General features: G+C 71.6%; 21 protein-coding genes. 8 read left to right on the top strand and 13 right to left on the bottom strand.

Going from position 1 to position 25,697, the window contains the following annotated elements; all coding sequences use genetic code 11:
• Positions 1-11 precede the first annotated feature (11 nt).
• Positions 12-2,342 (top strand): excinuclease ABC subunit UvrA, encoded by a 2,331-nt coding sequence (locus tag AB0L75_RS33100; RefSeq protein ID WP_365188497.1) that lies wholly within the window; start codon positions 12-14, stop codon positions 2,340-2,342.
• 12 nt (positions 2,343-2,354) lie between these two features.
• Here the strand turns inward: AB0L75_RS33100 and AB0L75_RS33095 are convergent, their stop codons facing one another.
• The 6 genes from AB0L75_RS33095 to AB0L75_RS33070 form a co-directional block, all read right to left on the bottom strand.
• Complete coding sequence (locus tag AB0L75_RS33095; RefSeq protein ID WP_365188495.1) at positions 2,355-2,876, bottom strand: hypothetical protein; 522 nt, start codon at positions 2,874-2,876, stop codon at positions 2,355-2,357.
• A gap of 21 nt (positions 2,877-2,897) precedes the next feature.
• A complete protein-coding gene (locus AB0L75_RS33090; RefSeq protein ID WP_365188493.1) occupies positions 2,898-3,704 on the bottom strand; it encodes a lysophospholipid acyltransferase family protein in 807 nt (268 codons plus the stop codon).
• Positions 3,704-4,498 carry a GNAT family N-acyltransferase gene (locus tag AB0L75_RS33085; protein WP_365188491.1) on the bottom strand — a complete coding sequence of 265 codons (795 nt, stop codon included), beginning with the start codon at positions 4,496-4,498 and terminating at the stop codon, positions 3,704-3,706. Before AB0L75_RS33085 ends, AB0L75_RS33090 begins: the two co-directional genes overlap by 1 nt.
• 242 nt (positions 4,499-4,740) lie before the next feature.
• A complete protein-coding gene (locus AB0L75_RS33080; protein WP_365188489.1) occupies positions 4,741-5,490 on the bottom strand; it encodes a succinate dehydrogenase/fumarate reductase iron-sulfur subunit in 750 nt (249 codons plus the stop codon).
• On the bottom strand, positions 5,487-7,436 hold the full coding sequence (locus AB0L75_RS33075; RefSeq protein ID WP_365188487.1) for a fumarate reductase/succinate dehydrogenase flavoprotein subunit: 1,950 nt from the start codon (positions 7,434-7,436) through the stop codon (positions 5,487-5,489). Before AB0L75_RS33075 ends, AB0L75_RS33080 begins: the two co-directional genes overlap by 4 nt.
• Before the next feature lies 1 nt (position 7,437).
• Positions 7,438-8,109: a succinate dehydrogenase gene (locus AB0L75_RS33070; protein WP_365188577.1), complete on the bottom strand. Its 672-nt coding sequence runs from the start codon at positions 8,107-8,109 to the stop codon at positions 7,438-7,440.
• Between the two features lie 120 nt (positions 8,110-8,229).
• On the opposite strand from AB0L75_RS33070, the gene AB0L75_RS33065 reads away from it, so the two are divergent.
• Positions 8,230-9,114: a LysR substrate-binding domain-containing protein gene (locus AB0L75_RS33065; RefSeq protein WP_365188484.1), complete on the top strand. Its 885-nt coding sequence runs from the start codon at positions 8,230-8,232 to the stop codon at positions 9,112-9,114.
• 121 nt (positions 9,115-9,235) lie between these two features.
• On the opposite strand, the gene AB0L75_RS33060 is transcribed toward AB0L75_RS33065, so the two are convergent.
• The 3 genes from AB0L75_RS33060 to AB0L75_RS33050 form a co-directional block, all read right to left on the bottom strand.
• Positions 9,236-11,380, bottom strand: coding sequence for an EAL domain-containing protein (locus AB0L75_RS33060; RefSeq protein WP_365188482.1), 2,145 nt, complete (start codon positions 11,378-11,380; stop codon positions 9,236-9,238).
• The gene (locus AB0L75_RS33055) at positions 11,377-12,189 is read right to left on the bottom strand and encodes an SAM-dependent methyltransferase (protein ID WP_365188480.1); all 813 of its coding nucleotides are present in this window, start codon (positions 12,187-12,189) and stop codon (positions 11,377-11,379) included. The genes AB0L75_RS33060 and AB0L75_RS33055 overlap by 4 nt, the downstream gene beginning before the upstream one ends.
• Positions 12,190-12,482: 293 nt before the next feature.
• A complete protein-coding gene (locus AB0L75_RS33050; protein ID WP_365188477.1) occupies positions 12,483-13,445 on the bottom strand; it encodes an SCO0930 family lipoprotein in 963 nt (320 codons plus the stop codon).
• A 286-nt stretch (positions 13,446-13,731) separates the two neighbouring features.
• On the opposite strand from AB0L75_RS33050, the gene AB0L75_RS33045 reads away from it, so the two are divergent.
• Positions 13,732-14,322: a hypothetical protein gene (locus tag AB0L75_RS33045; RefSeq protein WP_365188474.1), complete on the top strand. Its 591-nt coding sequence runs from the start codon at positions 13,732-13,734 to the stop codon at positions 14,320-14,322.
• A gap of 33 nt (positions 14,323-14,355) precedes the next feature.
• On the top strand, positions 14,356-15,120 hold the full coding sequence (locus AB0L75_RS33040; RefSeq protein WP_365188471.1) for a hypothetical protein: 765 nt from the start codon (positions 14,356-14,358) through the stop codon (positions 15,118-15,120).
• 145 nt (positions 15,121-15,265) lie between these two features.
• On the opposite strand, the gene AB0L75_RS33035 is transcribed toward AB0L75_RS33040, so the two are convergent.
• Positions 15,266-16,066 carry a hypothetical protein gene (locus AB0L75_RS33035; RefSeq protein ID WP_365188468.1) on the bottom strand — a complete coding sequence of 267 codons (801 nt, stop codon included), beginning with the start codon at positions 16,064-16,066 and terminating at the stop codon, positions 15,266-15,268.
• 333 nt (positions 16,067-16,399) lie between these two features.
• Between AB0L75_RS33035 and AB0L75_RS33030 the strand changes: the two genes are divergently transcribed.
• Positions 16,400-17,071 (top strand): class F sortase, encoded by a 672-nt coding sequence (locus AB0L75_RS33030; protein ID WP_365188465.1) that lies wholly within the window; start codon positions 16,400-16,402, stop codon positions 17,069-17,071.
• A 47-nt stretch (positions 17,072-17,118) separates the two neighbouring features.
• Here the strand turns inward: AB0L75_RS33030 and AB0L75_RS33025 are convergent, their stop codons facing one another.
• On the bottom strand, positions 17,119-17,967 hold the full coding sequence (locus tag AB0L75_RS33025; RefSeq protein WP_365188462.1) for a polysaccharide deacetylase family protein: 849 nt from the start codon (positions 17,965-17,967) through the stop codon (positions 17,119-17,121).
• A 102-nt stretch (positions 17,968-18,069) separates the two neighbouring features.
• Positions 18,070-21,348, bottom strand: a complete 3,279-nt coding sequence (lysX, locus tag AB0L75_RS33020) for a bifunctional lysylphosphatidylglycerol synthetase/lysine--tRNA ligase LysX (protein WP_365188460.1) — start codon at positions 21,346-21,348, stop codon at positions 18,070-18,072.
• Positions 21,349-21,546: 198 nt separating this feature from the next.
• Between lysX and AB0L75_RS33015 the strand changes: the two genes are divergently transcribed.
• Positions 21,547-21,951, top strand: a complete 405-nt coding sequence (locus tag AB0L75_RS33015; RefSeq protein WP_365188575.1) for a universal stress protein — start codon at positions 21,547-21,549, stop codon at positions 21,949-21,951.
• On the opposite strand, the gene AB0L75_RS33010 is transcribed toward AB0L75_RS33015, so the two are convergent.
• Positions 21,887-23,173, bottom strand: a complete 1,287-nt coding sequence (locus AB0L75_RS33010) for an MFS transporter (RefSeq protein WP_365188457.1) — start codon at positions 23,171-23,173, stop codon at positions 21,887-21,889. The genes AB0L75_RS33015 and AB0L75_RS33010 overlap by 65 nt on opposite strands.
• A gap of 81 nt (positions 23,174-23,254) precedes the next feature.
• Here AB0L75_RS33010 and AB0L75_RS33005 point away from each other — a divergent pair, with 81 nt between their 5' ends.
• A complete protein-coding gene (locus AB0L75_RS33005; RefSeq protein ID WP_365188455.1) occupies positions 23,255-24,202 on the top strand; it encodes a LysR family transcriptional regulator in 948 nt (315 codons plus the stop codon).
• 50 nt (positions 24,203-24,252) lie between these two features.
• Entirely contained in the window at positions 24,253-25,677 is a 1,425-nt protein-coding gene (locus AB0L75_RS33000) for an amino acid permease (protein WP_365188452.1), read from the top strand.
• Positions 25,678-25,697: the final 20 nt, after the last annotated feature.

Below are 25,697 nucleotides of genomic sequence, written 5' to 3'. Positions count from 1 at the left end.
GTCTCCCCTCTATGCGCAGCCCACATGATCCGTACGTCCGTGTCCGCGGCGCCCGTGAGCACAACCTCAAGGGCGTCGACGTCGACATCCCCCGCGATGTACTGGCCGTGTTCACAGGTGTGTCCGGCTCGGGGAAGTCGTCCCTGGCGTTCGGCACGATCTACGCCGAGGCGCAGCGGCGGTACTTCGAGTCGGTCGCGCCGTATGCGCGCAGGCTGATCCACCAGGTCGGGGCGCCCAAGGTCGGCGAGATCACCGGGCTGCCGCCGGCGGTCTCGCTGCAGCAGCGCCGCTCGGCGCCCACCTCCCGCTCCTCGGTGGGCACGGTCACCAACCTCTCCAACTCCCTGCGCATGCTGTTCTCCCGCGCCGGGGCGTATCCGCCGGGTGCCGAGCGGCTCGAGTCGGACGCGTTCTCGCCGAACACGGCGGCCGGCGCCTGCCCGGAGTGCCACGGACTGGGTCAAGTGCACGGCACCAGCGAGGAGTTGCTGGTCCCGGATCCGGGGCTGTCCATCCGCGAGGGTGCCATCGCCGCCTGGCCGGGCGCCTGGCAGGGCAAGAACCTGCGGGACATCCTCGACACGCTCGGCCACGACGTGGACCGGCCCTGGCGCGAGCTGCCCGCCGAAGCGCGGGAGTGGATCCTGTTCACGGACGAGCAGCCGGTCGTCACCGTCCATCCGGTCCGGGACGCGGACCGTATCCAACGGCCGTACCAGGGCACGTACATGAGCGCCCGGCGGTATGTGCTGAAAACGTTCTCGGACACCAAGTCCGCGTCGCTGCGGGCGAAGGCGGAGCGTTTTCTGGCCAGCGCGCCCTGCCCGGTGTGCGCAGGCAGCCGGCTGCGGCCCGAGGCGCTCCGGGTGACCTTCGGCGGGCGGACCATCGCCGAGCTGGCCGCGCTGCCGCTGACCGACCTGGCCGGGCTGCTCGACGGCGGCGACGACACCGCCCGGGTCCTCACCGCGGACCTGTTGTCCCGGATCGCGCCGGTGGTCGAGCTGGGCCTCGGCTATCTGAGCCTGGACCGGTCCACGCCGACGCTGTCGGCGGGCGAGCTGCAACGGCTGCGGCTCGCCACCCAGTTGCGCACCGGGCTGTTCGGCGTGGTGTACGTGCTGGACGAGCCGTCCGCCGGGCTGCACCCGGCGGACACCGAGGCGCTGCTGACCGTGCTGGACCGGCTGAAGGCCGCCGGCAACTCGGTGTTCGTGGTGGAGCACCATCTGGAGGTGGTGCGCGGCGCCGACTGGCTGGTGGACGTCGGCCCCGGCGCGGGCGAGCACGGCGGACGCGTGCTGTACAGCGGGCCGCCCGCCGAGCTGGCGTCGGTGGAGGAGTCGGCGACGGCCGCGTTCCTGTTCGACGAGGCACCCGGCCCGGCGCGTCAGGTCCGCGAGCCAAGCGGCTGGTTGAAGATCGGTCCGGTGACCCGGCACAACCTGCGCGCGGTGACGGCCGAGTTCCCGCGGGGTGCCTTCACCGCCGTCACCGGGGTCTCCGGCTCCGGAAAGTCCACGCTGATCGGGGAGTTGGCGGAGGAGGCGGCGGGAGTGGACCGGCTGGTCCGGGTCGACCAGAAGCCGATCGGGCGCACCCCCCGCTCCAATCTGGCCACCTACACCGGCCTGTTCGACGTCGTCCGCAAGGTGTTCGCCGGCACCGAGGAGGCGCGGGCGCGCGGGTACGGCGTCGGCCGGTTCTCCTTCAACGTGGCCGGAGGGCGTTGTGAGACCTGCCAGGGCGAGGGGTTCGTCAGTGTCGAGCTGCTGTTCCTGCCGAGCACCTACGCGCCCTGCCCGGACTGCGGCGGCGCCCGCTACCACCCCGAGACGCTCCAGGTGACGTACCGGGAGCGGAACATCGCCGAGGTGCTCGATCTGACGGTGGAGGCCGCGGCGGAGTTCTTCGCCGACGTCCCGGCCGCCGCCCGGAGCCTTCGCACCCTGCTCGACGTGGGCCTCGGCTATCTGCGGCTCGGGCAGCCGGCGACCGAGCTGTCCGGCGGCGAGGCGCAGCGGATCAAGCTGGCGAGCGAGCTGCAGCGCGGCCGGCGCGGCCACACCCTCTATCTGCTGGACGAGCCGACGACCGGGCTGCATCCGGCCGATGTGGAGGTGCTGATGGACCGGCTGCACGGGCTGGTCGACGCCGGGCACACGGTCGTGGTGGTCGAGCACGACATGACGGTGGTCGCGGGCGCGGACTGGGTGATCGACCTGGGCCCCGGCGGGGGCGACCGGGGCGGCCGTATCGTCGCGTCCGGTCCGCCGGAACGGGTGGCGCGCGCGGCGGACAGCGCGACGGCGCCCTATCTGGCGCGGGTCATGCCCTGAGCCGACGGCTGTTCAGCTCAGCCAGTCGCCCAGCAACGACGTGATCGCGCCCGGTGCGCCGGCACCGTAGGCGACCACCATGGACTGACCGATCGCCACGTCCGTGGCGTCGGCCCACCCGGCCCAGGTCATCCTGGCGTCCAGCCCCGGGAACGCACGGAACGGGCTGTAGGACAGCCAGTTGCCCCGCGCCTCCGCGAGGAGTTCGCCCCCGCGGCGCAGCTGCGCCCTGCGCAGCCCGGTGGGCCTCAGCTCGTAGGCGCGGTCCCCCACCAGAGCCGTACGGGTCCGGGCCTTGCGGCGCAGGTTCCAGCCGCCTCGCCCGGCCGTCTCGCACGGGATCACCTGCTTGTCGATGCTCATGGCGCCGATGTCGCGGTCGGGCACGACCGTGACGGTCGGCATCTGCGGAGACTGCACGGCCACGATGACCCCGGGCCAGTTGCTGTAGCTGATCCGTATCGGGCCCAAGGGGCTGTCCACCGTACGGTGGTTCGACAAGTGCACCTTGCGGCGCCTGGTGAAGAGGGACACCGCGCAAGACTAGACCAGCGGCTACGACACCAGCACGGTGTGCGTCCAGGCGGGCTCCGGGGTGACCGGCTGGGCGGCCCGGGCGAGCGCGCGGCGATCGAGGTGGGCTCCCGGCGGGATCACCGGCCGTATCTCCACCTCGGCGATCAGGCCCCGGGTACGGGCCACCCGCCACAGGGAGGCGAACAGGGTGTCCTCGCCGACGAACGCCGCCGCCGTGCTCGGTCCGCCGCCGGCCTGCCGGTAGCGCAGGCCGACCGGCTGCACGGGCACGCCCGCGTCGAGGGCGGCCTGGAAGACGGCCCGGTGGAAGCGGCCGTGCGCCCGGCCGCACCAGGTGCTGCCCTCCGGGAACGCGGCCACGGCCGCGCCCCGGCGCAGCGCCTCGGCGATCCGGGCTACGGTCTCGGGCAGGGCGCGCAGCCGGTCCCGCTCGATGAACAGGGCCCCGCCGCGCGCGGCCAGCGCGCCCGCCACCGGCCACTGCCGGATCTCGGTCTTGGCGAGCATCCGGGCCGGGCGTACGGCGGTGAGCAGCGGGATGTCCAGCCAGGAGACATGGTTGGCGACCAGCAGCAGCCCGCCGGCCGGCGCGGCGACACCGGTGAGGCGGACCTCGACCCCGATGGCCCCTACGATCGCCCGGCACCACCGCCTGACCCACTCGGCGGGGATCCTCCCGCCGAGCGGGGACAGCGCGATCCCGGCCAGCAGCAAGGCCACGACCGCGGTCAGCCGCAGCACGGCCCGGGGTAGGGCCGCGGCTGCCGGGACCGGTTCCACACAGGCGCCCGGGGTGCAGGGCGCGCTGGGCAGCCAGACGCTCATCAGGCCGGCACGAGGGAGAGGAAGTGCCGCAGATAGCGCGGGTTGACCCGGCGCATCGACAGCAGCACGTACAGGTCGGCGACCCCGAAGTCCGCATCGTGCGCGGGCTCGCCGCACACCCAGGCGCCGAGGCGCAGATAGCCGCGCAGCAGGGCGGGCAGCTCAGGGCGGGCGGGCGGGGGAAGGGGTGCCTGCCCGGCGGGGGCCTCGGCGTTCGGGGTCCACGGCAGCAGCGGCCGGACCCGGAACTCCTCGGGGGCCAGGTGCTTGCCGCGCACCCGCTCCCAGGCGGCCGTCGCGAGGGTTCCGCCGTCGGCGAGCGGTACCGAGCAGCAGCCCGCGAGCCACTCGTGCCCGCGGTCGACCATGTAGCGCGCTATCCCGGCCCAGATCAGGCTGATGACGGCGCCGTCGCGGTGGTCGGGGTGCACACAGGAGCGGCCGACCTCTACCAGCGAGGGCCGGATCCCGTCGAGGGCGGCCAGCTCGAACTCGCCCTCGGAGTAGAGCCGCCCGGCGACCGCGGCCCGCTCCGGGGGCAGCAGCCGGTAGGTGCCGACGACCTGCCCGGTCACGGTGTCGCGCACCAGCAGGTGGTCGCAGTAGGCGTCGAAGGCGTCGACGTCGAGGCCCGGCTGCGGGGTGGCCAGCAGGGCCCCCATCTCTTTGGCGAAGACGTCGTGCCGCAGCCGCTGCGCGGCACGCACGTCCTCCTCGTCACGGGCGAGGGTGACCGTGTAGCGGGTCGGTGCCGCGGGCTGTGGGGGGCGGTCGAGGGTGGAAACGCCGGTCATGGCTCTCTCCTGGTCACGGGCCGGTTCGGCGACGGCGACAGCGACGGGCTGCGCGTACGGCCCGTCGCTCCTGTTCTTCCGACGCCGGTTGGCGAGCGCGTGACCTGTGCCAGGAGAGAGGATGTGGGGATGTTGAACGCCGGGGTCCCGGCGATCACCGAAAGCCAGACGGGGCCGGGATGAGCACCGCTCCCGGCCCCGCCCGTCCGCCTGTGCGGCGAACGTCTTCTCCTCGGTGGGCGCTACCGCTTGGCCACCTTCCGGGTGGCCCGCAGCCACTCCTTGTTCATGCCGGTGATCGACACCAGCGGGATACCCTTGGGGCAGGCGGTGGCGCACTCCCCCGTGAGCGTGCACCCGCCGAAGCCCTCCGCGTCCATCTGCGCCACCATGTCCAGCACCCGTGTCTCACGCTCGGGCGCGCCCTGGGGCAGCACGTTCAGGTGGTTGACCTTGGCGGAGGTGAACAGCATCGCGGCGCCGTTGGGGCACGCGGCCACGCACGCCCCGCACCCGATGCACTCCGCGTGCTCGAAGGCGAAGTCGGCGTCGGCCTTCGGCACCGGCGTGGCATGGGCCTCCGGCGCGGATCCGGTCGGCGCGGTGACGTAGCCGCCGGCCTGGATGATCCGGTCGAACGCGGACCGGTCGACGACCAGGTCCTTGATCACCGGGAACGCCGACGCCCGCCACGGCTCGATGTCGATCGTGTCGCCGTCCTGGAAGGACCGCATGTGCAGCTGGCAGGTGGTGGTGCGCTCGGGACCGTGGGCGTCGCCGTTGATGACGAGCGAGCACGCGCCGCAGATGCCCTCGCGGCAGTCGTGGTCGAAGGCGACGGGGTCCTCGCCGGCGAGGATGAGCTGTTCGTTGAGGACGTCCAGCATTTCCAGGAAGGACATGTCGGAGGAGATGCCGTCCACCTCGTACGTGGACATGGCGCCTTCGGCACCGGTGTTCTTCTGCCGCCAGACGCGCAGAGTGAGCTTCATGCGTAGCTCCGCTGAGTGGGGTGGACGTACTCGAAGACCAGGTCTTCCTTGTGCAGGACGGGAGCGGTGCCGGTACCGGTGAACTCCCACGCGGCCGCGTAGCCGAACTCGTCGTCCCTGCGGGCGGCTTCGCCGTCCGGGGTCTGCGACTCCTCGCGGAAGTGGCCGCCGCACGACTCGGCGCGGTGCAGCGCGTCGAGGCACATCAGCTCGGCCAGCTCCAGGTAGTCGACGATCCGGTTGGCCTTCTCCAGCGACTGGTTGAACTCCTCGCCGGTGCCGGGCACCTTGATGCGCCGCCAGAACTCCTCGCGGATCTGCGGGATGCGCTCCAGTGCCTTGCGCAGCCCGGAGTCGGTGCGGGCCATGCCGCAGAACTCCCAAATCAGCTCGCCGAGTTCACGGTGGAAGGAGTCGGGGGTGCGGTCGCCGTCGACGGACAGCAGCAGGTTCAGCCGGTCCTCTGTCTGCGCCAACACCTCCTGTACGGCGGGGTGTTCTGCCGTCACCGGCTCCTGGTGGGGGTGGCGGGCGAGGTAGTCGTTGATGGTGGCCGGCAGCACGAAGTAGCCGTCGGCCAGGCCCTGCATCAGCGCGGAGGCGCCGAGCCGGTTGGCACCGTGGTCGGAGAAGTTGGCCTCGCCGATCGCGAACAGGCCCGGAACGGTGGTCTGCAGGTCGTAGTCGACCCACAGGCCGCCCATCGTGTAGTGCACGGCGGGGTAGATCCGCATCGGCACCTGGTACGGATCCTCGTCGGTGATCCGCTGGTACATGTCGAAGAGATTGCCGTACTTGGCCTCGACGGCCCCCCGTCCCATCCGCTCGATGGCGTCGGCGAAGTCGAGGTAGACACCCTGCCCGCCGGGGCCGACGCCCCTTCCCTCGTCGCAGACGTTCTTCGCGGCGCGCGAGGCGATGTCCCGCGGGACCAGGTTGCCGAAGGACGGGTAGATGCGCTCCAGGTAGTAGTCGCGCTCGTCCTCGGGGATCTGGTTCGGCGGGCGGGTGTCGCCCTTGGCCTTCGGCACCCAGATCCGGCCGTCGTTGCGCAGCGACTCGCTCATCAGTGTCAGCTTGGACTGGTGGTCGCCGGTGCGCGGGATGCAGGTCGGGTGGATCTGCGTGAAACACGGGTTGGCGAAGTACGCGCCGCGCCGGTGCGCCCGCCAGACGGCGGTCGCGTTGGAGTTCATGGCGTTGGTCGACAGATAGAAGACGTTTCCGTAACCGCCGGAGGCCAGCACCACTGCGTCGGCGACATACGTGTCGATACGGCCCGTGATCAGATCCCGTGCCACGATGCCGCGTGCCCGCCCGTCGATGACGATCAGGTCCAGCATCTCGGTGCGCGGATGCATCTCCACGTTGCCGGCGGCGATCTGCCTGCTGAGGGCCTGGTAGGCACCCAGCAGCAGCTGCTGCCCCGTCTGGCCGCGGGCATAGAAGGTGCGGGAGACCTGTACGCCGCCGAAGGAGCGGGTGTCGAGCAGGCCGCCGTACTCGCGGGCGAAGGGCACGCCCTGGGCGACGCACTGGTCGATGATCTCGACGGAGATCTGCGCGAGCCGGTGGACGTTGGACTCGCGGGCGCGGAAGTCGCCGCCCTTGACGGTGTCGTAGAAGAGGCGGTGGATCGAGTCGCCGTCGTTGCGGTAGTTCTTCGCCGCGTTGATGCCGCCCTGCGCGGCGATGGAGTGGGCGCGGCGCGGGGAGTCCTGGTAGCAGAACTGGACGACGTGGTAGCCCTGTTCGGCGAGGGTGGCGCCGGCGGAGCCGCCCGCGAGGCCGGTGCCGACGACGATGATCGTGTGCTTGCGCCGGTTGGCGGGGTTGACCAGCTTGGCCTCGAAGCGGCGCTTGTCCCAGCGCTCGTCGACCGGCCCCGCCGGAGCCTTGGCGTCGGCGACCGGCTCGCCCGTCGCGTAGTTCACGTATTCGGTCATGTCAGCTCACCACTCCGGTCATGACGCCCACGGGTACGGCGATGAAACCTGCCGTGAGCAGCAGCGCGAGGACGTTGGCGATGGTCTTCAGGGCGCGGTCGCGGGCGCGGCTGCCGACGCCGAGGGTCTGTGCGGCGCTCCAGAAGCCGTGCCGGATGTGCAGGCCGAGCGCGAGCATCGCGACGATGTAGATGACGTTGCTGTACCAGTGCGAGAAGTCGCCGACGACGTTCTGGTACGGGTGCCCGTTCCGGAAGTGTCCGGGGTGCACGGTGCCGGTGGTCAGGTCCAGGACGTGCCAGACGATGAAGAGGCCGAGGATGATCCCGCCCCAGCGCATGGTGCGGGTGGCATAGCTCGCCCGGGGCCTTGAGTGCACGTACTTGCTGGGCCGCGCCTTGATGTCGCGGCGGCTGAGCTGGTACGCGGACGTGGCGTGGGCGACCACGGCGACGACGAGGACGATCCGGATGAGCCAGAGCGTCCACTCGTAGTGCATGAAGGGTTCGCCGACGGTGCGCAGCCAGTGGGCGTAGTGGTTGAACTCGCCCGCTCCGAAGTAGATCTTCAGATTGCCGATCATGTGCGCGACCAGGTACAGCAGCATGATCAGGCCGCTGACGGCCATCACTGTCTTCTTGCCGACGGAGGAGTCCCACATCGTGCGCGCCATGGACGGCCGTCGGTCCGTCCGCGTTGCCAGAGCCATGGCACAGCACGCTAGGGCCGAAGCGCCCGATCAGTCCAAGACATGGTCCAGCTTGTTTCCATAGGCAGAAGCTATGGTGAAACCATGCAGTTCCAGCAGCTTCAGTATTTCGTCGCCGTCGCCGAGACCCGGCACTTCACCCGCGCCGCCGAGCTGGTGCATATCGCCCAGCCGTCGCTGTCCCAGCAGATCAAGTCGCTGGAACGGGAGCTGGGCGCGGATCTGTTTCTGCGCGCCCGGGGAAACATCACACTCACCGACGCGGGCGAGGCGCTGCTGCCGCTGGCCCGGCGGATCCTGGCCGACGCGGACACCGCCCGCCATGAGGTGCAGGAGCTGGTGCGGCTGCAGCGGGGCCGGGTGCGGCTGGGGGCGACGCCGAGCCTGTGCACGGGGCTGCTGCCGGATGTGCTGCGCGCCTTCCACGACCGCTATCCCGGTATCCAGCTGCTGATCGAGGAGGGCGGCTCGCACGACCTGGTGCGGGAGCTGGCGCGCGGTGCCCTTGATCTCGCGTTGGTCGTCCTGCCGCTGCCGACGCCCGCGCCCGCGCTGTCGACGGTGGAGCTGCTGCGGGAGGAACTGGTGGTGGTGTCCTCACCCGAGGCGCCCGCGCCCGGCCGGGGCGGGCGGGCGGTGCGCATCGCCGATCTGGAGGGCGAGCGCCTGGTGATGTTCCGGCACGGCTACGACCTGCGGGAGCTGACCGTGGCGGCGTGTCGCTCCGCCGGGTTCGAGCCGGAGTTCGCTGTCGAAGGGGGTGAGATGGACGCCGTGCTGGGCTTCGTCCGGGCGGGGTTGGGGATGGCTGTGGTACCGCGGATGGTCGCCACGCGGTCCGGGCAGGGGCTGCGGGTCACCGCGTTGGCTCGGCCAGGGTTGCAGCGGGCCATTGCATTGGCGCACCGGAGTGACGTGGCGCCGCCGCGGGCTGCCAGGGAATTGCAGCGGATGCTTCTTGAGCGGTGAGGGTGATTCTTGCCGGGTGCGTCTGCCCCAGAAGCACCGTTTCGGGCTTTCCCGCCGTCGTGGCTGGTCTCGCCGTTCCCCGCGCCCCTTGTGGGGGCTGCGCCCCCACACCCCCCGCCGCTCATCCCGTTGCGTCCACCAACGCCAGCTCGTGCAGTCGTTCCGGTGGACCCGGCCTGGCGTAGTACCAGCCCTGGGCCGTGTCACAGCCCAGTACCCGCAGTTGTTCGGCCTGGGCGCCGGTTTCCACGCCCTCGACGGTGACGGCGAGGTCGAGGCTGTGGGCGAGGGTGACGATCCCCTCGACGATCTTCAGGTCGACGGGATCGGCGGGGAACCGCTGCATGCCCTGGGTGAAGGATCGGTCCAGCTTGAGGATGCTCACCGGCAGCCGGCGCAGGTTGGCGAGGTTGGAGTAACCGGTTCCGAAATCGTCCAGGGCGATGTCGACGCCCATCTCGGCGAGCCGGCGCAGGGGTTTGAGCAGATCGTCGTCGGCGCCGATGAGCGCGGACTCGGTGACCTCGAGGCACAGGGCGTCCGGGGCGACCCCCGCACGCTCCAGGATGTCGACGGTGTCCTGCACCAGCCCGGGATGGCTGAGCTGGCACGGCGACAGGTTGACGTTGATGCGCAGGGGGCCGGGGGCCGACTCCTCGCCGTGCCGTTCTCGCCAGGCGCGGGCCTGCCGGATGGACTCCTCCAGGACCCAGCGGCCGAGCGGGACGATCAGTCCGGTGTGCTCGGCGAGCGGGATGAAGCGGTCGGGGCCGAGCACACCGTGCTGCGGGTGCAGCCAGCGGACCAGCGCCTCGGCGCCGCGCACACTGCCGTCGCCGAGGTGGACGAGCGGCTGGTACTCGATGAAGAACTCGCCGCGCTCCAGGGCGGTGGGGAGGGCGGTCGTCAGGCCGTGGCGGGTGATGGCGCGGGCGTCGGCCTCCGGGTCGGCGAGTTCGGAGCGGTTACCGCCCGCCGATTTCGCCCGGTACATGGTGATGTCGGCGCTGCGCAGCACCTCGGCGGCGGTGCGCTCACCCGCCGGGCCCTCGACGATGCCGAGGCTGCCGCGCACCATCAGGTCCCGGCCGTCGATGCTGATCGGGGTGACCAGGGCGTTCATGATGCGCTCGGCGAGTTCGTCGACGTTGCGCTCGGTGCCCGGCCCGGTGGTCAGGGCCACGAACTCGTCGCCGCCGAGCCGGGCGACCATCTCGCCGGGCGCGGTCGCACAGGACTGCAGCCGGTCGGCGACCTCCACCAGCAGCCGGTCGCCGGCCGCGTGGCCGAGGCTGTCGTTGACGGTCTTGAAGCCGTCCAGGTCGAGGTAGCACAGGCCGAAGCGCTGCCCCTCCCCCGCGCCCAGCACCTTCTCCAGGCGCTCGAAGAACAGCGTCCGGTTGGGGAGGCCGGTGAGGGCGTCGTGTGTGGCCTCGTAGCGCAGCCGGAGGTTGAGCAGCCGGCGCTCGGTGGTGTCCTCCATGAGGGCCAGCTGGTACTGCGGCGCGCCGTCGGCGTCGCGCAGCAGGGAGACGGTCAGGTTGGTCCACAGGACCGTGCCGTCGGGCCGGTTGAAGGCCTTTTCGACGTGGTAGTGCTCGCGCTCGCCGCGGACGAGTTCGTCGTAGAGCCTCCAGGTCTGCGGCGCGTCCTCGGGGTGCACCCAGTCCTGGACACGGCGGCCGCGTAGCGTGTGGTCGGACTGCCCGAACATGCGGAGCAGCGCCCCGTTCACCTGCAGGACGTTGCCGTCGAGGTCGGCGATGCCGATCCCTATGGCCGCGCCCTCGAAGACCGCGCGGAAGCGGGCCTCGCTGGCGTGCAGGGCCTGGGCGACCACACCCTGGGCCTGCAGCGCGGCCTGGGCGATGGACTCCTGCTCGGTGAGCGTGCGCTCGCGCAGCGCCTGGGCGTACCCGGCGGCCATCGCGTGCTGCAACCGCGAGGAGCGCATGCGCGGTTCGTCCTGGGGGCCGTCCCCGGCGCAGTACAGCACCAGATAGGCGTCGACGCAGTCCAGGGTCCGGGTGAGTGCCTCGGGGTCGGTGCAGTGCGCGCCGACCAGCGCGGCGCCGACCGCCTTGGCACCGTCCGCGTCGAAGCCGCGGGCCCGCAGCAGCTCACTCAACCGGTGTGCGAGCGGGAGGAGTTCCCGCTCGAACTCCGCGCGGGTCAGCGACGTGGAGGTCACGGGGTAGACCGCCCGGCTCCAGATCGTCGTGAACCGGCGCAGTCTGTCCTCCGGCCCGTCCGGCTCGGCGCTCACGCCGTACGCCCCACGCCGGCGAATCCGGAGAAGGCGTACGGATCCTCGTCCTCCGGCGCCGACTCCGGCCGCCAGTGCGGCATCGGCACCAGTCCCGGTTCCACCATGTCGTACCCCTCGAAGAACCGCGCGATCTCGTCGCGCGAGCGCATGATCAGCGGGTTGCGAATGTCCTTGTATACGTCCACCGCGCCCTCGGCCCGCTCGGCAGGCACCGGGATTCCCTCGTACGAGGCATGGGTGAGGATCAGCAGGCTGCCGGGCGCGAGCGCGTCGCGCAGCTCGGCCACCGCACCGTAGGGGTCGTCCGCGTCTTCCACGAAGTGCAGTATGGCAACGAGGAGCAGGGCAACCGGCCGGTTCAGGTCGATCAGTCGCTCCACCTGGGGGCTCGAAAGGATTTCCTGCGGCTTGCGCAGGTCCGCGGCGGCCACGTCCGCCTCCTCGTTGCCCGCCAGTACGGCCTGACTGTGCGCCACGGCGACCGGGTCGTGGTCGACGTAGACCACGCGGGCGCCCGGCGCGGCCGCCTGGGCCACCTCATGGACGTTGCCGAACGTCGGGATGCCCGAACCGACGTCCACGTACTGGGTGATGCCCTGCTCGGCCGCGAACCGTACGGCGCGGCGCATGAACGCCCGGTTGGCCTGCATGATCTTGGGGAGCCCCGGCATGAACTCCATCGCCTTGCGGGCCGCTTCCCGGTCCACCTCGAAGTTGTGCGAACCGCCCAGGTAATAGTCGTAGATCCGCGAGACACTCGGCACCGAGATGTCGATGCTCCGGGGGGCCCAGGCGGGGCGCTCCATATATCTCTCCAAGGGGTGGGCGACAGGGGCAGGCGATCCGGTGTTCGAGCTGAGGCTACTGATCGCCCGGCAAAGGAGCGACCCAAAACGGAAATTGACCGTCCGTTCCCCGCCACTGCCTGCGGCAAGTGCCCGTATGACCCCGCTGTGCGACGGGTGCGCCACTTGCTCGGCTCATCCCCACATGCACAACTCCCCATGCACAACGGTCCGCCCCCTCCGTGCGGTGCGGAGGGGGCGGACCTTCGGTGGCGCTCCGGGTCGGGCGGGGCGATCGACCCTGGGGAGGTGATCTATTTGCCCGGCGCGCCGACCGGCTTGCCGTCGGGCGAGACGGCGTACCAAGTGCCACCCACGCCCTCACCGTTGGTGTCACCGGGGGCCTTGTCCCCGGAGAAGGTGTAGATCGGCCAGCAGTTCACGGTCATCTGCTGCACGCCGTCGGGGCGGGTGAAGCCCATCAGGCCCTTCTTCTTGACGCCCTGGGTGTCCTCGGGCTTGACGATGCCGACCGCCGGCCATTTCTCCAGGCAGGCTCCGGTGCAGTTCGAGATGACCTTGGGCCAGGCCTTGTCCTTCAGGAAGCGGTAGACGGTCCTGCCGTTCTTGTCGACGATGATGTCGCCGAGCTTGGGGTCCTTGCGGACGGACAGTCCGGGCAGCGAGGACAGTGAGGCCTTCTTGCCGTTCGGGGCGAGCGCGAACCACTTGCCGCCCACGCCCTGGCCGTTGACATCACCGGCGTTGACGTCCTTGACGTAGCGGTAGGCGGGCCAGCCGCCGATGGTGAGCTGCTTGGTGCCGTCGGGGCGGGTGACCTCGCCGAGCAGCGCCTTGTCGATGCCGGCGCCGGCGGTGGCGTCGTCGGCGGGCACCGGCGGCCAGGTGGTGGCGCAGTCGCCGGCGCAGTTCGACTTGGGCGGGTTGGCGGTGTCCTTGTCGAACCGGTAGAGGGTGAGGCCGGAGCCGTCGGTCAGCACATTGCCGAGGTCGGGGTTGGCGGCCACGGTGAGCTTGCCCGCGGGGGCGGCCGGGGTCGGGGAGCTGGAGCTCTGGTTGCCGTCGGCGCCGTAACCGTTCGCCGCTCCGGCGCCGACTGCGGCGCCGGTGGTCGGGCTGCCCGCGGGCGCGGTGGCGCCGACGTTCTGGGCCGCCGATGCCGGGGTGGCGCTGTTGTCCTGACCGCACGCCGTCGTCAGCAGCAGCACCGAAGCGGCTGTGGCCACCAGTGAGGCGGTCCGCCAGGAGGTCTTCATGTCCAACTCCCCATATTCGCCTGAATGTTGCGGCGCTCTGCCGCGCCGCCGCACGGCCATGGGTACGCACGGAGGGGGCCGGAGCGTTCAACGGGGACGCGAAGTTCTTCGGGAATTTCTTTCCGGATCCTGTGACCGGCTCGGACGCGCGGCCCGTACGGGCGTGCGGATCGCGCCCCTGACGCGCCGCACCGCGTCAAACCATTGATCGCGCTATGTCCTCCCTTCGGTGCAATCCATGGGCACTACGGCGTACGACCGGGTTTCGCACCCCATGATCTTCGTCGTGCATGGACCCGAAGTGATCCGACGCCCGCCCGCCGCAAGGGTGTTGGCCCTGGTGACGCTGACCTGGACCCTGGTCGGCTGCCCGGTCGGCAGCGCGTCGGCCGACGCCTGTGCGTACGCCTCGACGGGCCCGGACGGAACGGTGGCGGTGGCCTACGCCGGCAGCCATCGCTGGCCGACCCCGCCGCCCTGGCCGAGCCCCACCCTGCCACCGTGCCCGCCCACCCCGACACCGACGCCGACCCCGAAACCACCGCCACCGCCACCACCACCACCGAAGCCGACCCCGCGCCCGACGCCGAAGCCCGCTCCGAAACCGAAGCCGAAACCGCCGCCCCGGCCCGCCCCGGATCCGCCGGCCCCGCGGCCGGCGCCGACACCCACTCCCACCCCGAAGCCGGCCCCCAGGCCCGCACCGAAGCCGAAGCCGACCCCCGTCGTGCGGCCCCTGGCGACCCGGGTCAGTTATCCGGCGTACCACCCGCACCCCGTCGCCCACAGCGCGCCGGACCACACCACTCCGGTCATCTATGTCCTGCTCATCACCGTTCCGGCGATCGTCGCCGTCGCGGCCCTGCGCCCGCGCTGACGCGCCGGCCAGCTCACCTTCTGGAGGTATCCGTTGCCGGATTGGCTTGTTCTCGTCCTCGCGATGCTGGCGGCCTGTGCCGTGGTGGTGGTCGTCATCCTCGTACGGAACAAACGGGCCCCCGAGGACGAGGACCCCAACGAGACCCCGGACGTCATCGAGTACATGACGATGTGGATCGGCGTGGTGTACGCCATCGTCCTGGGCCTCGCCATCGCGGGCGTGTGGGAGGCCCGCAGCTCCGCCCAGGACCATGTGCAGAACGAGGCCCAGGCGCTGCACGAGATCTCGGAGCGGGTCCGGGTCTATCCGCCGGACGCCCGTGACCGGATCCGGGGCGATGTCAACGCCTACGTCGCCTATGTCGTCGACCACGAGTGGAAGACGATGTCCCACGACGCGCGTGTCACCGACCGCGGCGCCCAACTGCTGCAGAAGGTCCGCCAGGACGTCACCGACTACCGGCCGAAGAACGACTTCGAGGCGCAGGCCTACCAGCCGCTGCTGGACCAGATGACCGCCGCCGACCAGGCGCGCAACGCGCGCGCCGACTCCACCGGGGCCACGATGCCGTCGGTGGTGTGGTGGGGCCTGCTCACCGGGGGGCTGATCACCATCGGCATGGTGTTCGCGCTGCAGATCCGGCGCACCCGACGCGAACTGGTCCTGGCCGGGCTGTTCTCGGCGACCATCGCTTTCATGCTGTTCCTCATCTGGGACTTCGACGCCCCCTACAGCCGGGGCATCGCGGTGACCGCGGAACCGTTCGTGAACCTGTTTCCAGGCGTCCACGGATAGCCTCTCGCGGCCGCGCCCCCTGCAGGAGGGCGGCCGACCCCTCCTACGGAAACGCTTTCGCCCCGGTTCCCGCGTGGGACCGGGGCGATCGCGTTGGCGACGTGCGCCGGACGGAGGGACGGGCCGGAAGAGCGCCGGCGGGGCGTCAGATCCGCTTCTCGTTTCTGCGTCGCAGCCAGAACACACCGCCCCCGACGACCGCGGAGGCCACGAGTCCGGCGCCGATCGCCATGTCGGCCGACGTGGCGCCGCTGGAGATGCTGCCGCCGACCCCGCCCTGGACACCGCCGAGCACGGTGAACGTGCCCGGGCGCGTCAGCGACCGTCCCTCGCAGTGGACCGTGATGTCGTACCGGCCGGGACGCGCGTCGCGGTCGATCCTGGCGCTGCCGCGCGCGGTGTCGTCATGGAACGGGTTGAGCTGAGTGGTCGGGAAGGCACGGGAGGACATGGTGCCGCCGCGACAGCCGGTCACGGTGACGGTGAGCCGGGCGCCGCTCGCGATCACGCCGGGCGTGGCGAAGATGTTCCGCGGGCCGCCGTCGCCGCGGCCGCCGGAGTCGTCCCCGCGACCGCCGAAGTCATCGCCCCGGCCCCCGAAGTCGTCCCCGCGGCCCTGCTCGCGTCCGCCGTCCCCACGGCCGCCGTTGTCATTGAAGTGACCGCGGATGTTGAAGTTGCCGCTGATGCCGCTGCCCGAGTCCTGGCCCCCGTTGTTGTTGGACGGGCCGCCGCCGTTGCCGAAGCCCGCGTTGTTGTCGGAGGGGCCGCCGCCGTTGCCGAAGCCCGCGTTGTTGTCGGAGGGGCCGCCGCCGTTACCGAAGCCCGCGTTGTTGTTGGAGGGGCCGCCGCCGTTGTCCATGCCGTCCGCGACGGCCACAGGGGCGGCGAGCCCGAGCGCGGCGACCGCGGCGCACGCGGCCGCCAGGGCACGTTGGTTTCGCATGTGATCCTCCGCGGGAGGCTGCCCGGGACCTGTCCCCGGTCGATCGGCGAGAGAACACCTCCCGGGATGACATTCGGGCGCGCGGAACACGCCCGCATGTCGAGAATCGTCCGTCCTGGTGAGGCAACACGCCGGACGAAAAGCACACAATCGGATATAGTCGCAGGTCACGGACCGTCAGAAAATTCCTCGGAACGGCAACTCGGATGGCGCACCATCAAGGCGGCGGACCACCCGTTCGCCAGTCGCCCCGTCGCCCGTCACGTGCACGGGACTTAGCGTTTTCCTATGCGCGATGGAGGTGGTAGCGGCCGCGTCGAGAGGGGATGGGTGATGTCCGTCTTCGAGCTGTCCGAGCTTGCCGAAGCGGAGGCGCGACGGAAGAAGCGTGCCCCATGGGGCGTGATAGCGCTTCTTCTGCTGACCGGCCTGGCGCTCATGCGCAACGGTTCGGGGGAGTTCGACGTCGGTCCGCCGCAGCCCGCCTCGGCGGCGGCCCCGGACGCCCGTACCGGCACGGGCACCTTCACCGCGACCGCTGCGCCGCTCGCGTTCTCCGCCGTCGACCGGATCCGGATCCCGGCCATCCAGGTGAACGCGCCGGTCGTGCCCGTCGGTCTGAACACGGACGGCTGGCTCGGCGCGCCGCCGCCGGACAACGCCAATCTGGCGGGCTGGTTCACCGGTGCGGTCTCCCCCGGCGAGCAGGGCACCGCGGTCGTCGTGGGCCACGTCGACAACCAGCGGGGCCCGGCCGTGTTCTACGGACTCGGGGCGATGAAAAAGGGAAACCGGGTCGAGGTCCTGCGCAAGGACGGGAAGACCGCCGTGTTCGAGACCTATGGGGTCGAGGTCTTCTCGAAGAGCAGTTTTCCGGGCGATCGCGTGTACAGCTCGAAGGGAGCGCCGGAACTGCGGATCATCACCTGCGGCGGCGGATTCTCCAAGCAGAACGGTTACGACGGAAATGTCGTCGTCTTCGCCCGCCTGGTCGCGGTGAACTGAGCCACCGCGGCCGGGGGACAAAGGTCCGGGGAATTACCGGAGAACGGTCATACGCGGCGGCGCGGGACCGTCAGATGATATCCGGAGTCGATGAGATAGGGCAGCCATTCACGGATCGCGTGAACGGTCTGCGAACGGTCGCCCCCGGCGTCGTGCGAGAGCACCACGACGCCGGGGGCGGCGCCGCTCTCCACCCGGTCGATGATGGTGTCGGTGCCGGGCTCCATCCAGTCGGTGGTGTCGACCGTCCAGGCCATCGGCTCCATGCCCATCTCGGCACCCAGCTGGAACGCGGCCCGGTTCCAGGCGCCGTAGGGCGCGCGGAACCACTGCGGGCGCTCGCCGTAGGTGTCCTCGATGATGTCGCTCGTGCGCTTCATCTCGGAGTGGATCTCCTTGCGGTTGAGCGTCGTCAGCAGAGGATGCGTCCAGGTGTGGTTGCCGACGACATGCCCCTCGTCGGCCATCCGGGCCACCAGTTCCCCGTAGTCGGCCACGCACTCGCCGCACACGAAGAACATCGCCCGCACGTCGTACTTGGCGAGGGTGTCCAGGATGTGCGGGGTGTAGTCCGGGTTGGGGCCGTCGTCGAAGGTCAGCATCATGTGCCGGCCGCGCCCGGAGATCTCGAGGATGGGCTCCTTGCGGACCTTCAGTCTGCGCGGCGCGGCACGGGGCGGCCCGTCGCCGGTGAGCGGTTGGAGCCGGAACGCGGAGTTCTTGGGCGCCTGACGGGCCTGCGGACCGGGGACGGGGGCGTGGGTGCGGTCGGCGGCGGTCTTGGCGGTCTCCTCGGCGACATTCGCCAGAACGGCTCCGCCGGTACCCGCGGCCCCCAGAGCGGCGGCGCCGACGAGGAGCATCCGGCGCCGCGTGAAGAAATGATCCTTCTGCATGACTCATCAGTCGCCCCACCAGACACCGGCGCACTACAACTACACCGGTGCGGCGGCAGGAAAGCACCCGGACGGCCGAGTGCGCAGGCGGCGGCCCGGGCCTCAGCGGCGGCGCACCAGCGGGAACGGCAGGGTCTCCCGGATCGTCAGGCCGGTGAGGAACATCACGAGCCGGTCGACGCCGATGCCGAGGCCGCCGGTCGGGGGCATGGCGTACTCCAGGGCCTGGAGGAAGTCCTCGTCCAGTTCCATCGCCTCGGGATCGCCGCCGGCGGCCAGCAGGGACTGCTCGGTGAGCCGCCGGCGCTGTTCCACGGGGTCGGTCAACTCGGAGTAGGCGGTGCCGAGTTCGGTGCCGAAGGCGACGAGGTCCCAGCGTTCGGCGAGCCGCGGGTCGGCGCGGTGCTGCCGGGTCAGCGGGGAGACGTCGGTGGGGAAGTCCTTGTAGAAGGTGGGGAACCCGGTGCGTTCCTCGAGGAGCCGCTCGTACATCTCCAGGACGATGTCCCCGGGCCCGTCGTCGGCGGTGTACGGCACCCCGGTCCGGTCGCACAGCCGGTGCAGCCGCAGCAGCTCGGTGCCGGGGCCGATCTCCTCCCCCACCGCCTCGGAGAGCGCGCCGTACACCGTCTTGACCGGCCACTGCCCGGAGATGTCGTACTCCTGGCCGTCCTTACGGGCCACCGGGGAGCCGAAGGCGGCGGTCGCCGCGCCCTGGATCAGCTCGCGGGTGAGGTCGAGCATGACGTCGTAGTCGGCGTACGCCTGGTAGGCCTCCAGCATCGTGAACTCGGGGTTGTGCTTGTAGGAGACGCCCTCGTTGCGGAAGGTGCGGCCCAGTTCGAAGACCTTCTCCAGGCCGCCGACGCACAACCGCTTCAGATACAGCTCGGGGGCGATGCGCAGATACATGTCGAGGTCGTAGGCGTTGATGTGGGTGGTGAAGGGGCGGGCGTTGGCGCCGCCGTGGATCTGCTGCAGCATCGGGGTCTCGACCTCCACGAAGCCGCGGTCCAGCAGTCCCTGGCGCAGTGCCTGTACGGCGGCGGAGCGGGCCCGGATCACGGCGCGGGCGGCGGGGCTGGTGGCGAGGTCGAGATAGCGGCGGCGGACCTTCGCCTCGGGGTCGGTCAGGCCGCGGCGTTTGTCGGGCAGCGGGCGCAGGCATTTGCCGGCGAGCTGCCAGGAGGTGACGAACACGGTGGGTTCGCCCTTGTCGCTGAGGCCGGTGCGGCCGGTGGCGGTGATCTGGTCGCCGATGTCGCATCCGGCGGTGAAGCGGTCGAGGGCGGGGCCGGAGCGGTCGCGGGTGAGGGCGATCTGGTGGTCGCCGGACCAGTCGCGCAGCGCGGCGAAGACGATGCCGCCGAAGTCGCGGACCAGCATGAGCCGTCCGGCCACGGTGACGTCCGCGCCGGGGGGCACGTCGGCGAGCGCGTGGGTGGGGGCGGGTACGCCGACCGGGTAGGGGTCGGTGCCGGTGGCACGCAGGGTGTCGAGCTTGTGGTGCCGGACGCGGACCTGGTCGGGCAGGCCCGCGTCCGGGGCGGCGGGCCCGGCCCGGTCCCCTCCGTCGAGGCCGAGCGCCGTCAGGGGCGGCAGCCCGTGGGCGGTGGCGGGCCGCTGCCCGGTCTTCGGGTGCCCCTTTCCCCAGAGTTTGCGCAACGACGGTACGGAGACGAAGCCTTCGGCGATACCGGAGGCGAGGCCGATGCGGGCGAGGGCGCCGGTCTCGCCGTAGCAGATGAACCGCGGGTACCACTCCGGGTGGTATTTGGCGTTGGAGCGGTAGAGGGCCTCCAGCTGCCACCAGCGGGAGAAGAACAGCAGGAACCGGCGCCAGAGCCTGAGGACGGGTCCGGCGCCGATGCGGGCGCCCTCCTCGAAGACGGACCGGAAGACGGCGAAGTTCAGCGAGATCCGGCGTACGCCCAGCTTGGGGGCGGCGGCGCAGAGTTCGGCGACCATGAACTCCATGACGCCGTTGGGGGCGGCGCGGTCACGGCGCATCAGGTCCAGCGAGACGCCGTCGCGTCCCCAGGGCACGAAGGAGAGCAGCGCGAGGAGCCGGCCGTCCTCGCCGAGCGCCTCCACCAGCAGGCAGTGGCCGTCGGCGGGGTCGCCGAGCCGGTCCAGGGCCATGGAGAAGCCGCGTTCGGTCTCGGTGTCGCGCCAGGCGTCGGCCTTGTCGACGATCTCCTCCATCTCGTGTTCGGTGAGGGTGGCGTGGCGGCGGATGCGGCAGGTGGCGCCGGTGCGGCGGACGCGGTGCACGGCCTGCCGGGTCACCCGCATGTCGCGGCCGTCCAGGTCGAAGGAGGCCACGGGCACGATCGCCTCGTCGCCGAGCTGGAGGGCGCCGAGTCCGGCGCGGGCGAAGGCGCGGGCGCCGTCCTCGGAGGCGCCCATCACGGCGGGCGCCCAGGCGTAGCGGCGGGCGAGGTCCAGCCAGGCGGCGATGGCGTGCGGCCAGGCCTCGGGGTCGCCGACGGGGTCGCCGCTGGCGAGGCAGACGCCGGCCTCGACGCGGTAGGTGACGGCGGCCTTCCCGCTGGGTGAGAAGACGACGGCCTTGTCGCGGCGGGTGGCGAAGTAGCCGAGGGAGTCCCGTTCGCCGTAGGCCCTGAGGAGGAGGCGGATGCGGGCCTCCTCGTCGCCGTGCAGGGCGGCCTCCAGGCGCTGGGAACGGAAGAGCGCGGCGGCCGCGTTGAGCAGGGCGAGGGCGCCGAGCAGTCCGAGCACGAAGGTGACCTGGCGGGGCGGGCGGCCGGAGAAGGAGCTGCCCGAGACCAGCCCGCCGCACACCCGGTCGGCCGCCCAGGCCAGGTGCTGGTTCGCCGGCAGTGTGCCAGGGAAGAGCATGACCAGGCCCCAGCCCAGCAGGATGGCCACGGCGAGTCCGGCGACCAGCACGCCGAGGGCCCGCCACAGGGCGCCGCGGCGGGAGGCGGCGTAGAACTGCTTGCGGGCCACGACGAGCAGGAGCAGCAGCAGGGCGCACAGCACGAGGGACGGCACCGACTGGGCGTACTGGCGCAGGCCCACGCCGAGCGCGTCGGTGAGGACGAGCAGGCCGAGGTAGACGACGACCAGCCACCAGGCGACCTTCTTGCGGGCGGCGGTGGCCCCGGCCAGCAGGAACAGGAAGACGGCGTACGCCAGGTTGGCGCTGACGGGTACGAGCAGCGTGTCGAGGATGTGGGCGACCGGGCGGAGCAGGCGCCGCAGCGGCTCGATGAGCGCGAGCAGGGCGCACAGCAGGCCGAGCGCGGCGAAGAACGTCGCGAAGGCCTCGGGCACCCAGCCGAGCCGCCCGCCGGCGGGCGGGCTTGTCGGGGCGGTGGGGTCCCTCCGTGCGACGGGCTCCACGCTGGCGGTCATGATGTCGACTGTAGGAAGGGGGCGCGCGGCTCGCCCGTCGAGAGGATGCCGCGGCGCACCGGTCCGGCGGCCGGACGGCCCCGCGTCGCCCCGGGAACCGGTGATTCCGATAGCCTCACGGCCGTGACGGAACAGCACTCGCACTCGCCCTCGGATGCGCATCACTTCGAGCGGGGCACGGACGGGCCGAAGGTCGTCATGGTCGGGGTGGACGGCTCCGACTCCTCGCTGCGCGCCGCGGCGTACGCGGGCGGGCTCGCCCGGCGGCAGCACGCGCTGCTGGCCGTGGTGTACGTGCAGCCGGTGCTGGCGGCCGGGGCGGCGCTCGGGGCGCCGGTGGCGGAGACGACCGACGAGATCGCCGAGGACCTGGTCGCCTACATCCGGGAGGCGGCCGAGCGGGTCAAGGGGATATTCGAGGTGCGCTGGGAGTTCCACACCTTCCGCGGCGACCCCTACACCGGCCTGGTGAAGGCGGCCGACGAGCTGAAGGCGGACGCGGTCGTCGTCGGCGCCTCGGAGCAGGCCGGGCACCGGATCATCGGCTCGGTGGCGGTCCGGCTGGTGAAGGCGGGACGCTGGCCGGTGACAGTGGTGCCGTAGCCTCCCGGGATTCCCGCAGCAGCAGGGGCGGTGTCGCCAGCAGCAGGACGCCGGCCAGGGCGATGGCGGCGCGTGGGCCGGTGAGGCTCGCCAGCGGGCCCCACAGGGCGGTCAGCGCGGCCGTGGTGGCCTTGCCGGTGATCGACCAGGCGGACAGGGTGCGGGCGACCCGGTCGTTCGGGGTGCACTCAAGGCGGCGGGTGGCGTACACCGGGCTGTAGACGCCCGAGCAGGTGATCACCCCGAACTCCAGGGCCATCACCAGCACCAGCCCAGGCAGCCCGGGCTGGACGAAGGCCAGCCCGAGGGGCCAGACGGCCCGCAGGGTGGCCGCGGCGCGCAGTACCCGCCGCTGCCCGTACCGGGCGACGAGCGGGGGCGCGATCCGGGAGCCGAGGAGGCCGCCGAGGCAGGGCACGGCGAAGGCGAGGCCGTACTGCCAGGGGGCGAAGCCGAGCCGGCCGAGCATGAGGACGGCCAGCGGCGGCATGGCGACCATGATCAGGGCGTTGGCCGCGAGGTTGTTGAAGAACAGCGGCCGCAGGGCCGGGCTGGTCAGGATGTGCCGCCAGCCGTCGAGCAGGTCGGCGGCGCGCAGGCGCGCGGCGCCGGTGCGCTCGGGGCGCGGCTCGCCGCCGCCGACGGCCCGGATGCCGAGCGCCGACAGCAGAAAGCTGACCGCGTTCGCCATGACCGTGGTGACCGGGCCGAACAGGCCGATCGCGGCGCCGCCGAGGGGCGGTCCGAGGACCAGGGCGGTCCAGTTCGTGGACTCGAACCGGGAGTTCGCGGTGAGCAGCCGGTCGGCCGGTACGAGCGTCTTCAGGAAGGCGCCGGAGGCAGCGCCGAAGGTGATGTCGGCCGCCGCGACGATCACCGACACGAGCAGCAGCTGCCCGAGGCCGAGCCCGCCGAGCGCGTAGGCGGCGGGGATGGTGAGCAGGGCGGCGCAGCGGACCAGGTCCATCGCCGCCATCACCGGCCGCTTGCTCCGGAACTCCACCCAGGGCCCGAGCGGTATCGCCGCCACGGCGCCCACCGCGGGCCCGGTCGCCGCGAGCAGCGCCACCTCGGCCGGCCCGGCGTGCAGCGCGAGGACCGCGATCACCGAGAACGCGTCGAAGGCGAGATAGGTGCCCAGCGCACTCACCGCATAGGCGACCCACAGCCACCCGAACCGCCGACCCAGTTTCACGTACAACCTCCCGTTGACCCCGGACATGAAAGCCAGCGGGCCGGGCCGGAATCAAACAACCGGCGGGACAGCAGCCACAACCATTGGTTGTACGCGTAGCCTGTGCGCGTGGATCTCAAGGCCGTGCGCACCTTCGTGACCGTGGTGGACACCGGGCAGTTCCAGGAGGCCTCGGCCGTCCTCGGCATCACCCAGCAGGCCGTCTCCAAGCGGATCGCGGCCTTGGAGCGGGACCTCGGGGTGCGGCTGTTCACCCGGACCGCGCGCGGGGCGGAGCCGACCGTCGACGGGCAGGCGTTCCTGCCGCACGCGCGCGAGCTGCTGACGGCCGAGGAGCGGGCCCTGGCCTCGGTGCGGCCGGGACGGCGCGCGCTGCGCGTCGACGTGATCGGTGCCAGGCTGGCCCCGGCGGTCCTGCTGCGCTCCTTCCACGAGGCACAGCCCGGCACGGCTCTCGACGTCGTGACGCTCTTCGACGCGGACACGGCCGTGGCCGCCGTGCGCGCGGGCACCATCGACGCGACCATCCGCGCGGTCACCACGCGGCTTCCCGAGGGGCTGCGGTCCGTCCGGGTGCTGGACGAGCCGGTGCAGCTGCTCACCGGAGCGCGGCACCCGCTCGCCGGGGCCCGGTCGGTGACGCCGGCGCAGCTGGCCGGGCACCGGATCTGGCTGCCGGGCCTCGTGGACGGCACCGAGTGGGCCGCGTACTACACGACCCTCGCCGCCGAGTTCGGGCTGGCCATCGACTCGGTCGTCCCCGACTTCGACGGGGAGCCGCTGCTCGACGCGGTCGCCGGCTCCGCCTCGCTCGCCACCTTCGTCTGCGAGCAGACCCGGCTCTCCCGGCCCGCCGGGGACGATCTGCGGCGCATCCCGGTCACCGACCCGACGCCGGTCTACCCGCACTCCCTGGTCTGGCGCGCGGCGGACGCGCATCCGGGGCTCGCCGCACTGCGCGCCCATCTCACCGCGCGGCCGCCGGCCCGGCCCTCCTCCCGCACCTGGACACCGGCCTGGGCCGTGCGTGGCGTCTTCCCTGCGAGCCGCCCCTGAGCCATCATGATCCGCCGTCAGCCGTTGCCGTCGGCGAAGAGGTGAGGCGCATGGCCAAGCTCCGCGCGGGTGAGGGGATTCTCCGCCGCAAACCCATCGAGCACATCGAGGAGACCGAGGTCGGCGAGGGCACCCGGCTCGACCGGTCCCTCGGGCTGTGGCAGCTCACCGCGATCGGCGTGGGCGGCATCATCGGCGCCGGCATCTTCACGCTGGCCGGAACGGTCGCCAACGGCACGGCCGGACCCGCGGTGCTGGTGTCGTTCCTGATCGCCGGTGTGGCGAGCGCCTGTGCGGCGCTGTCGTACGCCGAGTTCGCCGGGCTGATCCCGAAGGCGGGGTCGGCGTACACCTACGGCTATGCGGTGCTCGGCGAGTTCGCGGGCTGGTTCATCGGCTGGGACCTGCTGCTGGAGTACACCGCGATCGTGGCGGTGGTGGCGATCGGCATCTCGGGCTACTTCGGTTTCCTGGTCGGGGAGATGGGCGCGAACCTGCCGCACTGGATGCTGGGCGCGCCGGGCACCGGGGACGGGCACCGGGTCGATCTGTTCGCGGCCGTGCTGTGTCTGCTGATCGCCTGGCTGCTCAACCTGGGCATCCGCAGCGCGGCCCGCTTCGAGACCGTCGTGGTGGCACTGAAGGTGCTGGTGGTGCTGGTGGTGATCGGGGTCGGCGTGTTCCACATCGACACGGCGAACTACCACCCGTTCTTCCCGTACGGCGTCGGCGGCGCCTTCACCGGCGCGGCGACCGTGTTCTTCGCGGTGTTCGGCTACGACGCCATGTCGACGGCGGCCGAGGAGTCGAAGGACGCCCAGCGGCACATGCCGAAGGCGATCATCTACTCGCTGGCGATCTCGATGGTGCTGTACGTGGCGGCCTGTCTGGTGCTGACCGGTATGCAGAACTACCGGCACATCAACAAGGAGAGCGGCTTCTCGACGGCGTTCAAGTCGGTCGGGCTGAGCGGCCTCGCGGATGTGATCGCGGTGGGCGCGATCATCGGCATCCTCACGGTGATGTTCACGTTCATGCTGGGTGTGACCCGGGTGTGGTTCTCCATGTCCCGCGACGGTCTGCTGCCGAAGTGGTTCGCCAAGACGCATCCGACGCGCCATGTGCCGACCCGGGTGACCTGGATCGTCGGGGCGGGCTCGGCCGCCATCGCCGGGTTCGTGCCGATCGGCTCGGCGGCCGAGCTGACCAACATCGGCATCCTGCTGGCGTTCGTGGTGGTGTGCACGGCGGTGATCGTGCTGCGCTACCGGCAGCCGGAGCTGCCGCGCACCTTCCGGACGCCGGGGATGCCCATGGTGCCCGCGCTGGGTGTGGTCTTCTCGATCTGGCTGATCACGTTTCTGCAGTGGCAGACCTGGGTGCGGTTCGCGGTGTGGTTCGTGGTCGGGTGCGTGATCTACTTCGGCTACTCCTACCGGCGCTCGGCGCTGGCCGCGGAGCGGCCCGGCGGCTGATCGCCGCCGGCCTGCGGTCG

Source organism: Streptomyces sp. NPDC052101 (genome assembly GCF_040680235.1).
Classification (GTDB): Bacteria; Actinomycetota; Actinomycetes; order Streptomycetales; family Streptomycetaceae; genus Streptomyces.
Note: the sequence above shows the minus strand (reverse complement) of the source record. Positions and strands in the feature narration are given on the sequence as shown.